This is a genomic window from Salibaculum griseiflavum, from assembly GCF_003129565.1.
Classification (GTDB): Bacteria; Pseudomonadota; Alphaproteobacteria; order Rhodobacterales; family Rhodobacteraceae; genus Salibaculum; species Salibaculum griseiflavum.
In genome coordinates this window covers 91,426-105,740 of record NZ_QETF01000002.1, presented here as the reverse complement: position 1 = coordinate 105,740, position 14,315 = coordinate 91,426, and the positions used below count along the sequence as shown (strand labels likewise).

Sequence of the window (14,315 nt, the reverse complement as noted above, 5' to 3'; positions counted from 1 at the left end):
GTCGGGGCAGACAGTTGGCGAGGATGACACCGGAGACAATAGAGGCGGGCCGATGCGGAACTCAAGACGGGGCGAGGTCGATCCCTTCATCGTGATGGACGTGATGGAGCGTGCCCGCCAGGCCGAAGCGGCCGGACGCCATGTGATCCACATGGAGGTCGGCCAACCGGGCACCGGGGCGCCGCGGGCCGCTTTGGACCGGCTGACAGACGACATGGCCGCCGGGCCGTTGGGATATACCGTGGCGCTTGGCCTGCCGGAATTGCGCGCCCGGATCGCGCGGCATTACGGCGAGTGGTATGACGTGGACCTCGACCCCGCTCGCGTGGTGATCACGGCGGGCGCGTCTGGGGCGTTCCTTCTGGCCTTCTCGGCGCTGTTCGATACCGGCGACCGGGTCGGGTTGGGGGCGCCGTGCTATCCCAGCTATCGCCAGATTCTGCGGGCGCTGGACCTGGTGCCGGTGGACATGCCGACGACCTTGGACAACCGGATGCAGCCGGTGGCCGCTGACGTGGATGCCGATGACCTGCAGGGGCTTCTGGTGGCCTCTCCTGCCAATCCGACGGGCACGATGCTGGGCAAGCCTGAACTGGCCGTGCTGGCCGACGCCTGTGCCGAGCGCGACGCGGCGCTGATCAGCGACGAGATCTATCACGGCATCGACTACGAGATGCGGCCGGTCACGGCGCTGGAAGTCACGGATGAGACCTACGTGATCAATTCCTTTTCCAAGTATTTCTCGATGACCGGGTGGCGCGTGGGCTGGATGGTGGTGCCCGAGGATCATGTCCGCCGCATCGAACGGCTGGCGCAGAACATGTTCATCTGCCCCACCCATGCCAGCCAGCGGCTGGCGCTGCATGCCATGGACTGCCCCGAGGAGTTGAACGCCAACCTCGCCGTCTACCGCGAAAACCGGCGCCTGATGCTCGACGGGCTGCCCAAGGCCGGGTTCACCCGGATCGCGCCGCCGGACGGGGCCTTTTACGTCTATGCCGATGTCAGCGAGATGACCGATGACGCGCTGGCCTTCGCCGCCGAGATCCTCGACAAGGCGGGAGTGGCTGTGACGCCGGGGCTTGATTTCGATCCGGTCGAGGGGCGGCATTGGTTGCGCTTTTCCTATGCCCGCAGCACTGACGACATCCGCGAGGGGCTTGCCCGGCTGGCCCGGTTCATGTCCGAGCGGGGCGCGACCTGATGGCTGGCAGACTGCGCGCGCTTTCGGCCGTCAGGATCGCCTGTCAGGCATTGGCCATTTTGGTCGCAGGCCTGGCTGCGCAACCGGCTGTGGCGCAGCAGTTTTCCGGCCTTGCGCGGCTCGACGCTGCGGCAAGCGAAGTGCGCGACATCCGTGCCGGTCTGGAAGTCGAGCTCTACCTAAGCCAGGTGGTGCCGTGGCGGGTCTTTCTGCTGGATGATCCGCGCCGCCTTGTGCTGGATTTCCGAGAGGTGGATTGGCGCGGGGCCGATCCGGAGATGATCGCCGGAACGCGCGCCACGGGTCTGCGCACCGGTGCGCTGCGGCCGGGATGGTCGCGGATGATCCTCGACCTGGCCGAGCCGATGCGCGTGGACGAGGCGGGGATGCGGGTCAGCGAAACCGACGGCACCGCGCGCCTGTTGGTGCGCCTCACGCGCACGGATGCCGAAAGCTATGCCGCTGCAGCGGGGGCACCGCATGATCCCGACTGGGATTTCCTGATGGCGGCCGATCCGGGGCAGGGGGCGGCCCCGGCCCCCGAGGACGATCTTGTCGTGGTGATCGACCCCGGCCATGGCGGCATCGACCCCGGTGCCCAGCATGGCGGGGTGACAGAGGCCGACCTGATGCTGGCCCTGGGCTATGAGCTGGCCAATGCGGTGGAGCGGATGCCCGGCGTCACGCCCTACCTGACACGGGAGGCGGATATCTTCGTGCCCTTGCAGGAGCGCCTGACCCTGGCCCGGGCGGTCGGGGCGGATCTGTTCATCTCGCTGCATGCCGATGCGTTGGAGGGGCTGCAGGCCACCGGGGCCAGCGTCTACACCCTCGCCGAAGAGGCCATCGACGAGGCCACGCAGCGGATCGCAGAACGCCACGACAGGGGGGATATCGTCGCCGGGCTGGACCTTTCGGGTCAGGATGACGAGGTGGCGAAAATCCTGATGGACCTTGCCCGGCTGGAAACAGGCCCGGCCGGGGACCGGTTCGCCGAGGCGCTGGTCGTGGCGCTGGACGAGAGTGGCGCGCCCCTGACCAGCCGACCCAGGCGCTCGGAACTATTGGCGGTGCTGACCAGTGCGGATTTCCCTGCTGTCCTGCTGGAAGTCGGGTTCCTGTCCCACGATGGGGATCGCGCCCGGCTGTCCAGCCGCGAAGGGCGCCGGCCGATCGTCGAGGGCGTTGTGCTGGCTATCGACCGCTGGGCGATCGAGGAGGCGGCCCTCGCCCCCCTCAGGCGACAGTAGGGCCCACAACGATCACCCGGTGAAGCGGGCCAGCCAGACCGAATGACCGCCACAGGCCGGGTCCTCGGCGGTGAAATCGAGCAGCTTGAACTGGTTTCGCGCCAGCAGGTCGCGGTACTCGCCGGGGTCGAGTGACGCGTGGTAGACGGCTTCGCCCGCCGCGTCGCCCCAGACTTCGCCCGCCTCCGGGCCGGTGGTGAACATCAGCGCCGCGCCCGGGGCCGCGTGCCGCCGGAAGATCGGGAACATCTTGCGCTGTTCATCGGGTGTCAGGTGAAAATAGCTGTCCCAGGCCAGGATCGCGTCGAACGGTTCCCCAAGGGCGAGGCTCCGCATATCGGCATGGTGGGCCGTGGCGTGCGGAAGGTTGGCCTGGAACAGGGCGATCATGCGTGGCGCGGCATCCACCCCGGTGATGCGCAGCCCGCGTTCGGACAAGTAGGCGGCAATCGGCAGACCCGTGCCGCAGCCAAGGTCCAGCAGACGCCGCCGCCCGGCATGGGATGGCGCCACGCCGACCATCCGGTCGAGCCAGCGTTTTTCGTCCAGCGTGCGGGCTCGGCGACGCAGGAAGTCGTCTGCAACCCGGTCATAGGTTTCGATCGTCGAGTCGGTGCGCGTGGCTGTGTCCATGCGACCGGGTTTGACCGGGCCGCCGCGTTCCTGCAAGCGACGTGGTCCGGGGGCCGCAAAAACCGGCAGGCATTGGCCGAATGGGCGCATTGGGCTTTTGACCCCGCGCCGAAGGCCCCATATAAGCCTAGGCCAGCAAATGGGGGCCGCGCGCCGCATGGTTCTACGATTCATCCTGTCCTTTTTCGGCAGCATCTTCTCGATGCTGACCCTGGGCGCCGGTATGGCCGCCCTGACGCTTGGCGCGATTTTCTACATGTATGGCAAGGACTTGCCGACGCATGAGACCTTGTCGAGTTACCAGCCCAAGACCGCCAGCCGGATCTATTCCGCCGAAGGGCGCATCATCGACGAATTCGCCACCGAAAAGCGGCTCTATACGCCGATCGCGGAAATTCCCGACGTGGTCAAACACGCTTTCGTGAGTGCAGAGGACAAGAATTTCTACACCCATGACGGTTATAGCGTGACGGCGATCCTGTCGGCGGTGCGGGACATGATCACCTCGCGCGGGGAAACCGTGCGCGGCGGCTCGACCATCACCCAGCAGGTCGCCAAGAACCTGCTTCTGGACGGATCGCGCACCATCGAACGCAAGGTGCAGGAAATCATCCTGGCCCCCCGGCTCGAGGAAACTCTGGGCAAGGACGGGGTGCTGGAAATCTATCTCAACGAGATCTTTCTCGGCCAGAATTCCTTTGGCGTGACGGCGGCGGCCCGGACCTATTTCAACAAGCCACTGTCGGAACTGACGCCCGGCGAGGCCGCCTATATGGCCTCGGTCACCCGGCGACCTTCGGACATGCACCCGGTGCGCGACCGGGATATTGCCGTCTTCCGGCGCAACAACACCCTGCGCGAGATGTTCGAGAATGGCTATATCGACCGTGAGACCTATGAATCCGAAAGCGCCGCACCACTCTTGAGCGTGCAGAACGGCGACTACCCCTCCTATGCCGAGGCCGCGCCGAAGCGGGACTATTTCACCGACGAGATTCGCCGCCAGCTGGACCGCAATTTCGACGGCCAGGATTTCAGTTCAGCCGGCCTGTCCGTTCGCGCCACGATCGAGCCCGACATGCAGGCCGCCGCGCGGGATGCGCTGCGCCAGGCGCTCTGGGACTATGATCGCGCCCGGGGCCGCTGGCGTGGCACGGAGCTGGACATTCCGGTCGAGGCTCTGGAGGACGAGGCGGCCTGGCGTGACGCGCTGGCCGAGACCCGCGTCGCGCGCGGGATCGAGTATCGGGGCGAATGGTTGCCCGCCGTGGTGCTGGATATCGAGGACCAGCAGCTGATCGTCGGCATCGAGGGTGTGGCCACGGATGACCCGCGCGGCAATACCGTGCCGCGCAGCGACACGGCCTGGTTCAGCGGCAATCTCTTCGACAATTTCGACCGGGGCGACGTGATCCATGTGGCCGCCGTCTATGAAGGTGACAGCTTCGACCGCTGGTCGCTGCGCCAGGTGCCCGAAGTGCAGGGCGGCTTCATGGCCATGGACGTCAATACCGGCCGGGTGATCGCCATGCAGGGCGGTTTCGCCTTCGAGCATTCGGAGTTGAACCGCACCACCCAGGCCAATCGCCAGCCGGGCTCGTCCTTCAAGCCCTTCGTCTTTGCGGCCGCACTGGATTCGGGTTGGACCCCGGCAACCATCGTCGTCGATGCCCCGATCGAGATCCGCGCGGGTGGCGAGATTTGGCGTCCGATGAATGCCAGCGACCGCTTTTACGGTCCGACACCGCTGCGCACCGGGATCGAACAGTCGCGCAACGTCATGACCGTGCGTTTGGCGCAGGAAATCGGCATGGATGTCATCGCCTCCTATGCCGAGGAATTCGGCGTCTACGACCAGATGAACCAGTTTCTCGCCGCGGCCCTCGGCTCGGAGGAAACGACGCTGTTCAAGATGGTCTCGGCCTACGCGATGTTCGCCAATGGCGGTGAACGGGTTCAGCCCACGCTGATCGACCGGGTTCAGAACCGGTTTGGCGAGACGGTCTATTCCCACGATCAGGCCGAGGGCAACCAGCGGGTCTGCGTGGATTGTGATGACGTGACCCTGCCCGAAGGCCGCGCGCCAAGGGTCGTCAACCAGCGCGACCGCGTGATGAACGCCGTCACCGCCTACCAGTTGACGTCGATGATGCGCGGCGTTGTCGATCGCGGCACCGCCAGCGGCGCCATCAACCTGCCCGTGCCGATCGCCGGCAAGACCGGGACGACCAACGATGCCAAGGATGTCTGGTTCGTGGGCTTTTCCAGCAATATCGTCGCCGGCTGCTATATCGGTTTCGACACGCCGCGCAGCCTGGGCCGGGGCGCCTCGGGGGGCGGGCTCTGTGGCCCGGTCTTCCAGCGTTTCATGGAACAGGCGGTGGAGCGCTACGGCGGCGGGCCCTTCGATGTGCCCGAGAACTGCCAGTTCATCAGCATCGACCGGTTCAGCGGCGCACGCCTGCCCGATGGGGCCAGCGGCCCCAACGTGGTGCGCGAATGTTTCCGCGCCGGCGAGGAGCCGGTCTTCGGCATCATGTTCGACGGCGGCTTTGCCATGGCCGGTGATCTGCCGCTTTTCGACGAAGTGGCGCAATCGCGCGGTGTGCAGGTCGAAACCAACACCGGGGGCACGGCCACGGTGAACGACAATGCCAGCTTCGGGTCGCTCAGCTCGGGTGGGCTCTACTGACCAATCCCGTGATGGGCCGCTTGTAGGGCTTTGCCCGCTGGGCTATCACCGCCCAAACCACCAATCAGAACGGAAAGCTCATGCGCGCCGAGACGCAGAACATCGTTGCCGAGATCGAAAAGAGCCTCGAATTGCTGGCCCAGCGGATGGACTGGGACACGGCGCAGCACCGCATGGAGGAATTCAATGCCCGTGTCGAGGATCCCAACCTTTGGGACGATCCGGACGCGGCGCAGAAACTCATGCGGGAACGGCAGACCCTGCTGGACCAGATCGAGACCTATGAGGGCATCAAGCAGGACCTGAGCGACCAGCAGGAACTGATCGAGCTGGGTGAGATGGAAGACGATCAGGAGGTCGTGACCGAGGCCGAGCAGGCGCTCAAATCCCTGCGCGACATGGCGGCCAAGAAAGAGCTGGAGGCGCTGCTGAACGGTGAGGCCGACTCGAACGATACCTTCCTCGAAATCAATGCCGGGGCAGGCGGCACGGAGGCCTGCGACTGGGCGCAGATGCTGCAGCGGATGTATGTCCGCTGGGCCGAGAAGAAGGGCTACAAGGTGGAATTGCAGTCCGAGGAACCGGGCAGCGAGGCCGGGATCAAGTCCGTCGCCTACAAGATTTCCGGCCACAACGCCTATGGCTGGCTGAAATCGGAAAGCGGCGTGCATCGGCTGGTGCGCATTTCGCCCTTCGGCAAGGGCACGCGAGAGACCTCGTTCGCCTCGGTCTGGGTCTATCCGGTCGTCGATGACAATATCGAGATCGAGGTGAACCCCGCCGACATCCGCATTGATACCTTCCGGTCTTCGGGGGCGGGCGGCCAGCACGTGAACACGACCGACTCGGCGGTGCGGATTACCCACCACCCGACCGGGATCGTCGTCACGAGTTCGGAAAAATCGCAGCACCAGAACCGCGATATCGCCATGAAGGCGCTGAAATCGCGGCTCTATCAGCTAGAGCTGGATCGCCGCAACGCCGATATCAACGAGGCCCATGAAAGCAAGGGCAGCGCCGGGTGGGGCAACCAGATCCGGTCCTACGTCTTGCAGCCCTACCAGATGGTCAAGGACCTGCGCACCAATGTCGAGACCTCGGATACGTCCGGGGTGCTCGATGGGGACCTGGATCAGTTCATGGCCGCCACGCTGGCCATGGATGTCAGCGGCAAGAGCCGGGCGGAGGCCGCCGCCGAGGAATGATCGGGAAAAGCGGCGACCGGGGGTGGGCGTTCCCCGGCCGCCACATGCTCCGACACGCCGGGCGATCAGAACTCCAGTTCAAACATCAGTTCGGCGCCGATGCTCTGGAAGCCCGGTGCGCCAAGCCCGTCGAGATAGGCGCTGGCGCGGGTGCGCAGTCCGTTTTCGGCCCGATGCAGCATGCCCAGTTCGACCCGGCCGCGCTGGTTGGTGCTGCGGGTGCCGCCGGTCTCGGTCTGGCCATAGATCGCGCTGATGCCGCCGGTGAGGTCCAGCGTGCCGTTGGCCAAATCCAGTGGCAGCAGGAAATCGACCCCCGCCGCGGCCTCGGTCAGACTGGTGGTCTGGGCACTGATTGAGCCGCCACCGCCGTCGAGGCCTGCCGGGCCTCGCGTCTGCATTGCTGGTTTGCCGAGATCCTGCGCCTGCATGGCCGTATCTGCCTGCAGGCCGGCCGCACCGAGGAGGCTGCTGCGGCCTTCGCCGAAGGGCTGGAAGTGGCGCGGCAGCAAGGGGCCGGGCTATGGCGGCTTCGGCTGCTCAAGGATTTGCCAGACCCGACCGCCGAACAGGTGGCAGAGCTCGATGCGCTCATTGCCGGCGGTGCGAACGGGTCTTCGGGCGCGGCGGAAAGCCGATCGTCGTGAGCCGATCACCTTTCGACCCGATCCCGCTTTTCGATGATGTGCCGCGCGCTCAGATCGACGGGCTGGGCCTGCGCTGGTCCGTGGCCGAGATTCCCGCGGGCAACACGATCTTTTCCCAGGACGATGACAGCCGCGATGTGATGTTCCTGCTTTCGGGGCGTCTGATCGCCGTCTACTGGACCGCCGAGGGCCGGGAAGTGGTGTTCACCCGCTTTCCGATCGGCTCCAGCCTTGGGGAATTGTCGGCGATCGACGATAAGGCCCGCTCGCTTGCCATCTTTGCCAAGACCGATGCGCGGCTGTTGCGTCTCGAACAGGCGTCCTATCTGCGCCTGACCGACAAGACCCTGGAGCTTACGACCCTGTCGATCGACAAGCGGGTGCGCCTTTTCCTTGTCCGTCTCGCGATCGAGTCCAACAAGCTCTGCCCCGGTGGCAAGATCGAAAAGGCGCCGACCCATGCCGAGATCGCCGACATGATCGGGGCGAACCGCGAAGTGGTCAGCCGCACGATCTCGAAGCTGGTTCGACAGGGCGCGATCCGTTCGGGCCGACAGCGGGTCGAAATCCTGGATCCCGATCTTCTGGCCGAGGATCTCTGACCGGCCTTGGTGATCCCGGTCACAGACCGGGGAAACCAACCCCGCCATCCTGATGGGAAGGAGTTCCATGGCAGGAGGTCGCATGGCCCGTATCGTCGATACCCTTTTCGCAAGCATAATGGGACTGGTGCTGTTCGGGTTGATCCTGGCGCGCCCCGGCTTTGCGCCGGGGCAGGCACGGACGGCGGCTGCACCACAGCCAATGTCGACGGCCACGCCCCCAGTCCCAGACGACACAGCGCGGCTGCCGGGGCTGGACCTGTCACACTACCAGGGCGACGTCGATTGGACGGTGATCGCCGGGGCAGGGGTCACCTTTGCCTTTGCCAAGGCCAGCGACGGCATCACCTGTACCGATCCGAAATGGGTGAGAAACGCCAACGGGGCGGCGTCGGCCGGTGTGCCCTTGGGGGGCTATCACTTCTACCAACCCAAGGACGACCCGGCCAAGCAGGCCGCGCATTTCCTGTCGGTGCTGGCCGGCCAACCCACGCGCTTGCCACCGGTCGTGGATCTTGAGCGCAGCCCCGTCGCCGGTCAGGAGGACAGCTATCGCCGCGACGTTGAGGACTTCCTGGCCCTTGTCGAACAGGGCACCGGTTGCGCGCCGATCCTCTATGCCAGCCCGTCTTTCTGATCCAGTGGCTTGGGCAACGAGTTCGCAACGCGACCGCTCTGGCTGGTCGAATATGCCGCCACCGCGCACCCCCCGTCGGGGATGGAATGGCTGTTCTGGCAGCATACGCAGAACGGCCAAGTGACGGGCATTGACGGGGCGGTGGACCTGGACTGGTTCGCCGGCGATGCAGCGGCACTGGGTGATTTTGACTGCAATTCGGAGGCGCGTGATGAAACGGCATCTTGAGACCCATGCCGAGGCCGTGGCGATCCTCGCGGTTACGCTGGGCGCGCTGACGGTCTGGGTGGCGGGGCTGTTTCCTGATCTGGGGACGCTTGCCGGGGGCGAGGCGATCCTCGCGGCGAACGAGGCGTATTTGGACGAGGCGCGCCGCGCCGCCCTGCAGGACAGCCTGCTTCTGGGCGAGGTGCTTGCGCTGCTGGAGGTGCTGCGCAGCACCGATCTGGGACTTGAACTCATCGTTTCGGTGGATGTGCAGGCAGGACAGGCCCTGTCTGCTCTGACCGCGGCGGTCGAGCGGGCCATGGGTGCCGCGCTCACGGCCACGGTCCTGACCGAGGCGCTGATCTGGCTGAACCGGATCGGAGACCTTGTCGCGCTTTGGGCGCTGAGGTTCGGGGCCATGGCCTTGGCTGTCTGGATGCTGCTGCGCATCCTCGGGGCGGGGGCGCTGTTGCGCAGTCTCTTTCGCCGTCTGTCCGAGGTGCTGGTGCTGGTCTTTCTGCTCGGCTACCTGCTGCTGCCCTACAGTATCAACCTGGGCAGAGCATTATCCGATTCTGCGGCGGGTGCGCTGGCCTCGGACACGGCTGCCACACCCGAACGGTTGCATGCCGACATCCTGGGGGGACATGGCCTTTCGACGGATTTGAGCTTCTGGAGCAAGAGCGGCAATGTCCGGGTCAGTTATGAGACCTTGACCAGCGACCTGGCCGACAAGGTCAGCGCAATGTCGCTCTACGGGGTCGAGCGCCTCGCGCATCTTCTCATCGTGGGGGTGCTGTTTCCAGCGGCGGTGGCGCTCGTGCTTCTGGTGGTGGCGTGGCGAATCCTGGGGCCGGTGATGTCAGCGATCGACCGGCTTCTCGCGCCACGGACGGACGCGCAGAAATCTTGACGCCTGCCGTGTCGCCGGGGATCATGGGACAAGCGGAGGACCATGATGACCCACACGATCGACGCCCCGGAGGCCTCGCCGCGACCCGAGATCGCGACGCTTGGACTTTCCGATATCCGCGACGCGCTCGCGCAGGGCTGGCGGGATTTTCGGCGCGCCCCGCAATTCGGCCTGTTCTTTTCCGCGGTCTATGTTCTGGGCGGGTTCCTGATGGTGTTCCTGTCGGCCGGGCACGTGACCTGGGTTCTGGCCACCTCTCTGGGCTTTCCGCTGGCCGCGCCCTTCGCCGCCGTGGGCCTGTACGAGGTCAGCCGGCGTCTCGAACAGGGGCGGGCGCTGGACTGGTACAAGGTGCTTGGCGTGGTCTGGGACGAGCGCAAGCGGCAGATCCCCTGGATGGGCGCGATCATCGTCATCTTCTTTCTGTTCTGGACCTTCTTTGCGCATATGCTCTTCGCGCTCTTCATGGGCGTGTCGAAGATGCGCAGTGCCTCGCTCGAGGCCTTCCTGACGCCCGAGGGTTTGACCCTGATTGCGGTGGAACTGGCCGTCGGGGCGGCGGCGGCCTTTCTGCTCTTCTCCCTGACGGTGGTGAGCCTGCCGCTGGTGCTGGAGAAGGAGGTGGATTTCATGACCGCCATGCTTCTCAGCTTCGAGACGGTCCGTCGTAATTTCTTCGTCATGCTGGTCTGGGCGGCGATCATCGCCACGATCAGCCTTCTGGGGCTGCTTCCCGCCTTCCTTGGGCTGGTCGTGGCGTTGCCGTTGCTGGGCCACGCCACTTGGCACATGTATCGGAAGGCGTTGATCCACCCCTGACCGCGGGCGACCTCGATACCCCGTCAACATGCAAAACGCCCCCGCAGTGCGATGCGGGGGCGTCTGTTTTCAATTCATTTGCCTTGAGGCTATCAGCCCTTGGTGTCCGTCTTGGCCTCGGCCTTCGTTTCGGCCTTTGGCGCAGGGGCCTGAGGCATCGGCGCGCGGGTGCCGCCCGCATTCAGCGGGTCGTCCTGGCGCTGCACGGAGCCCTCGAAATGGGCGCCGGATTCGATGGCGATGGTCTTGTGGATGATGTCGCCCTCGACCCGGGCGGTCGAGGTCAGGCGCACCTTGAGCCCGCGGACGGTGCCCACGACGCGGCCGTGCACGACGACGTCATCGGCCATGCATTCGCCGTTGACCGTCGCGCCTTCGCCGATGGTCAGAAGGTGGGCGCGGATATCGCCATCCACGGTGCCCTCGATATTGATGTCACCACTGGTCTTGAGATTGCCGGTGATATGCAGGTCCGAGGACAGCGACGACGCCGGTGGCTTGGCCTTGCTGGCCGACCGGAAGTCGCTGCTTGGCGCAGAGGTGGCGGGCTTGCCGGCGCTCGTGTCGGTCGAGGACGTGGCGGCCGAGGTCTTGTCATCGGGCGCGGGGCCGGGTTCGTTGATCTTGCTTTTAGAAAACATCTTGTCCAGCTCTTATGTAGGTCATGGGGTTGACGGCCGATCCGCCTACGCGGATTTCGTAGTGCAGGTGCGGGCCCGTCGATCTTCCGGAATTGCCAATATCACCGATATGATCCCCGCGCGAGACCCTTTGTCCGACCTCGACGCGAATCCGGCTCTGATGGGCATAGCGGGTCTCGATCCCGAAGGCGTGGCGGATCTTGACCAGGCGGCCATAGCCCGAGGACCAGCCCGCGAAGGTGACAACCCCGTCAGCCGGGGCGTATATCGGGGTGCCGACCGGGGCCGCGAAGTCTGTGCCGTTGTGCATCCGGCCCCAGCGCATGCCGTAGCCGCTGGTGAAGCGGAACCCGGCCTTTACCGGCATGTCGAAGGGGATGCGTTCGGCGGCGATGCGATACATGTTCAGCCGGTCCATCTGGCGCAGGATGGAATTGGCGCGCTCGGCGTCGGGGTCGTTGGGGCCGCCGCGGGTCGAGAATTGCAGCGGCGTCAACGGGCCGCCGGTGCCGGAATAGCCGCTGCGCACGGTGCTTAGCACCTGGTCGGGGTCCATGCCGGCGGCCCGAAACATGTTGTCCAGGGGTTCCACTGAGACGGTGAAGGCCTCTTCCAGCTGGCTGAAGATCGCATCGTTCTTTTCCTGCAGAAGACGCAGTTCCAGTTCCATCTCGGCGGCGTGTTCAAGGGCAAATTCCGCATCCGAGGCGATCTGGTCGCGTTCCTCGGCGGTTTCGGCCAGCGCGGCGGCAAGAAGGTCGACGGTGCCCGCCGCATCGGCGCTGCCGCCGGTTCCGGGCAGGACGTCGCCGTTGCCATCCAGCGCGGCCTGCAACAGGTCCACGCGTTCCTGTGCGTCGGCTCGTTCGGCCATGGTGCGGCGCAGCGTGGCCTGGATCACCTCGATCCCGGTCTCCAGTTCCCGGCGGCGTTCCTCGGACCGCAGCAATTCGGACTGCATCAGCGAAATCTGCTCCAGCGCCGAATTGAAGCGCTGCTGGGCGGCGATGGCCTCGGCTGCGCGCTGATCGCGTTCGCTCGACAGCACGTTGAGCCGTTCTTCATAGGTCATCTGGTCACGCAGGGCCTGGGCGCGGAAATTGCCCGCCCCGATGCTGTCCATGATGAGAATGGCGGTCGCCACGATGGTCCAGCCGATCAGAACGGCACTTCCCGACCATGCCATGAGCTGGGTCGCGGGGCGCAGGCGGATGAAACGGGTCTGGTCGTCGGAGCGAAGGAAAAGCCGCTTCTCGGGAAAGCGGCGTTCCATCATCACGTGCAGTCTGTGCCTGAGCCCTGTCATCACGTCGTTATTTTCCTGTCCCCGTCCCGATCTTGGAATGCGTGGCCATCAGGCCCGAAACATTCGAAAAACGGGATACAGGGCCGCAGACTCCGTCGCAAGGATTTTAAGCGTCATTGCGACAATTCCCGGCATTCCCCGACATTTGGGCGATTATTCGCCGAGTGGGCGGTCTTCGGACAGTGGCCAGTAGAAATCGGGCGGAAGGCCCGCTTCGGCGCGTTTTTCCTCGTTGAAGGGTGGTTTCAGCGGGCCGTGGAAATAGCGCCGGACAAGATCGTGGAACGCGTCCTTGGGGTCGGTGTTCTCGCGCCCGCACAGGAAATGAAACCACTTGGAGCCATAGGCGACATGGTGGACCTCCTCGGCATAGATCACCTGCATGGCCGCCACCGCGTCCGAGACCCCGGCCTTTTCGAAGAGGTCGATCATGCCCGGCGTAACGTCCAGCCCGCGCGCTTCCAGCACCATGGGGACCACGGCGAGCCGGCCCATCAGGTCGTGCGCCGTGTCCTCGGCGGCACGCCACATCCCGGCATGGGCGGGCAGGTCTCCGTAATGGCTGCCCATCGCCTCAAGACAGTCGCAGATCAGGTTGAAATGCTTGGATTCCTCGTCTGCGGACTTGACCCAGTCATCGTAGAATCCCGGTGGCATCGGGACATGAGTAAACCGGGCGATGATGTCCCAGTGCAGGTCCACCGCGTTCAGCTCGATATGGGCGACCGCGTGCAGGATGGCCTTGCGCCCGGCCTCGGTGCCGGGGCGGCGGCGCGGCACGTCGCGCGGGTCCAGCAAGGCAGGCTCTGCGGGCCGGGCGGGGCGGTCCGGCGGATTGGCGGAGCCGATCTCGGGCAGGTTGCCATCGGCACGGGCCGCCTGCCATTGGGCGGCATAGCGACGGGACAGGGCGGTCTTTTCGCGGCCATCGGCGGTGCGCAGCACCTCTTCGGCCATCTGGGCAAGCGGTTTCATGGGGCCCGTGTCGCGCGGCGACCGCCCGAGGTCAAGCCGCCGCGATCCCCGGCCATCGGGTGCCGATCAGAGGGCGCGAACGGCTTCCAGCACCTCTTCGGCGTGGCCGTCGACCTTGACCTTGGGCCAGACCCGGGCAACGCGCCCCTCTGCGTCGATCAGCACCGTGGTGCGGGTGATCCCTTCGAAGGTCTTGCCGTACATCTTCTTCTCGCCCCAGACGCCATAGGTTTCGCAGACATCGCCTTCGGCATCCGACAGCAGCGCCACCTTGAGGTCATGCTTCGCAACGAAGTTGTCGTGTTTTTTCACGCTGTCCTTGGAAATGCCCAGCACGGTTGCACCGGACGCCGCGAAATCCTCGAGCAACCCGGTGAAGGCGATGGCCTCCTTGGTGCAACCCGGCGTGTTGTCCTTGGGGTAGAAGAACAGCACCACTGGCCCGCCCTTGAGGTCGGACAGGGTCACATCGCCGCCGCCATCGCGAGGCAGGGTGAAATCGGGGGCAATGGTGCCAGGATCGAGTGCGGCCATTTGGTGTCCTTTCGCGACTGTCATTCCCTTTGCGTTCTAGCTCGGCTTGG

The 14,315-nt window shown here is 65.3% G+C and carries 16 protein-coding genes; 10 read left to right on the top strand and 6 right to left on the bottom strand.

Translation table 11 applies throughout. The features are described from left to right. Nucleotides 1–52 precede the first annotated feature (52 nt). Together DFK10_RS02365 and DFK10_RS02360 are read left to right on the top strand one after the other, a co-directional pair. Complete coding sequence (locus DFK10_RS02365) at nucleotides 53–1,204, top strand: pyridoxal phosphate-dependent aminotransferase (RefSeq protein ID WP_109386198.1); 1,152 nt, start codon at nucleotides 53–55, stop codon at nucleotides 1,202–1,204. Continuing rightward, on the top strand, nucleotides 1,204–2,454 hold the full coding sequence (locus tag DFK10_RS02360; protein ID WP_109386196.1) for an N-acetylmuramoyl-L-alanine amidase: 1,251 nt from the start codon (nucleotides 1,204–1,206) through the stop codon (nucleotides 2,452–2,454). Before DFK10_RS02365 ends, DFK10_RS02360 begins: the two co-directional genes overlap by 1 nt. A gap of 12 nt (nucleotides 2,455–2,466) precedes the next feature. On the opposite strand, the gene DFK10_RS02355 is transcribed toward DFK10_RS02360, so the two are convergent. Then, nucleotides 2,467–3,087 carry a class I SAM-dependent methyltransferase gene (locus DFK10_RS02355; protein ID WP_109386625.1) on the bottom strand — a complete coding sequence of 207 codons (621 nt, stop codon included), beginning with the start codon at nucleotides 3,085–3,087 and terminating at the stop codon, nucleotides 2,467–2,469. A gap of 157 nt (nucleotides 3,088–3,244) precedes the next feature. On the opposite strand from DFK10_RS02355, the gene DFK10_RS02350 reads away from it, so the two are divergent. Further along, nucleotides 3,245–5,779, top strand: coding sequence for a penicillin-binding protein 1A (locus DFK10_RS02350; RefSeq protein ID WP_109386623.1), 2,535 nt, complete (start codon nucleotides 3,245–3,247; stop codon nucleotides 5,777–5,779). Nucleotides 5,780–5,859: 80 nt separating this feature from the next. Next, a complete protein-coding gene (gene prfB, locus DFK10_RS02345) occupies nucleotides 5,860–6,984 on the top strand; it encodes a peptide chain release factor 2 (protein ID WP_109386194.1) in 1,125 nt (374 codons plus the stop codon). Between the two features lie 65 nt (nucleotides 6,985–7,049). Here prfB and DFK10_RS02340 read toward each other — a convergent pair whose 3' ends face one another. Beyond that, nucleotides 7,050–7,496, bottom strand: a complete 447-nt coding sequence (locus tag DFK10_RS02340) for a hypothetical protein (RefSeq protein WP_109386192.1) — start codon at nucleotides 7,494–7,496, stop codon at nucleotides 7,050–7,052. On the opposite strand from DFK10_RS02340, the gene DFK10_RS16395 reads away from it, so the two are divergent. The 6 genes from DFK10_RS16395 (at nucleotide 7,482) to DFK10_RS02315 (ending at nucleotide 10,809) form a co-directional block, all read left to right on the top strand. Continuing rightward, on the top strand, nucleotides 7,482–7,631 hold the full coding sequence (locus tag DFK10_RS16395; RefSeq protein WP_217810038.1) for a hypothetical protein: 150 nt from the start codon (nucleotides 7,482–7,484) through the stop codon (nucleotides 7,629–7,631). The two genes, DFK10_RS02340 and DFK10_RS16395, sit on opposite strands and share 15 nt — an antisense overlap. Next, nucleotides 7,628–8,233, top strand: a complete 606-nt coding sequence (locus DFK10_RS02335; protein WP_217810037.1) for a Crp/Fnr family transcriptional regulator — start codon at nucleotides 7,628–7,630, stop codon at nucleotides 8,231–8,233. The genes DFK10_RS16395 and DFK10_RS02335 overlap by 4 nt, the downstream gene beginning before the upstream one ends. Nucleotides 8,234–8,315: 82 nt before the next feature. Then, on the top strand, nucleotides 8,316–8,870 hold the full coding sequence (locus tag DFK10_RS02330) for a glycoside hydrolase family 25 protein (protein WP_217810036.1): 555 nt from the start codon (nucleotides 8,316–8,318) through the stop codon (nucleotides 8,868–8,870). 9 nt (nucleotides 8,871–8,879) lie between these two features. Continuing rightward, nucleotides 8,880–9,098: a glycoside hydrolase family 25 domain-containing protein gene (locus DFK10_RS02325; protein ID WP_109386186.1), complete on the top strand. Its 219-nt coding sequence runs from the start codon at nucleotides 8,880–8,882 to the stop codon at nucleotides 9,096–9,098. Continuing rightward, on the top strand, nucleotides 9,082–9,990 hold the full coding sequence (locus DFK10_RS02320) for a hypothetical protein (RefSeq protein WP_109386184.1): 909 nt from the start codon (nucleotides 9,082–9,084) through the stop codon (nucleotides 9,988–9,990). The genes DFK10_RS02325 and DFK10_RS02320 overlap by 17 nt, the downstream gene beginning before the upstream one ends. Before the next feature lie 45 nt (nucleotides 9,991–10,035). Continuing rightward, on the top strand, nucleotides 10,036–10,809 hold the full coding sequence (locus DFK10_RS02315) for a DUF2189 domain-containing protein (RefSeq protein ID WP_109386621.1): 774 nt from the start codon (nucleotides 10,036–10,038) through the stop codon (nucleotides 10,807–10,809). A 92-nt stretch (nucleotides 10,810–10,901) separates the two neighbouring features. On the opposite strand, the gene DFK10_RS02310 is transcribed toward DFK10_RS02315, so the two are convergent. The 4 genes from DFK10_RS02310 to bcp form a co-directional block, all read right to left on the bottom strand. Then, nucleotides 10,902–11,450 (bottom strand): bactofilin family protein, encoded by a 549-nt coding sequence (locus tag DFK10_RS02310; protein WP_109386182.1) that lies wholly within the window; start codon nucleotides 11,448–11,450, stop codon nucleotides 10,902–10,904. Next, the gene (locus tag DFK10_RS02305) at nucleotides 11,440–12,756 is read right to left on the bottom strand and encodes a M23 family metallopeptidase (protein ID WP_109386180.1); all 1,317 of its coding nucleotides are present in this window, start codon (nucleotides 12,754–12,756) and stop codon (nucleotides 11,440–11,442) included. Before DFK10_RS02305 ends, DFK10_RS02310 begins: the two co-directional genes overlap by 11 nt. Before the next feature lie 153 nt (nucleotides 12,757–12,909). Next, complete coding sequence (locus DFK10_RS02300) at nucleotides 12,910–13,731, bottom strand: ferritin-like domain-containing protein (protein WP_235866746.1); 822 nt, start codon at nucleotides 13,729–13,731, stop codon at nucleotides 12,910–12,912. Between the two features lie 66 nt (nucleotides 13,732–13,797). Beyond that, the gene (gene bcp, locus DFK10_RS02295; protein WP_109386178.1) at nucleotides 13,798–14,265 is read right to left on the bottom strand and encodes a thioredoxin-dependent thiol peroxidase; all 468 of its coding nucleotides are present in this window, start codon (nucleotides 14,263–14,265) and stop codon (nucleotides 13,798–13,800) included. Between the last annotated feature and the right edge of the window lie 50 nt (nucleotides 14,266–14,315).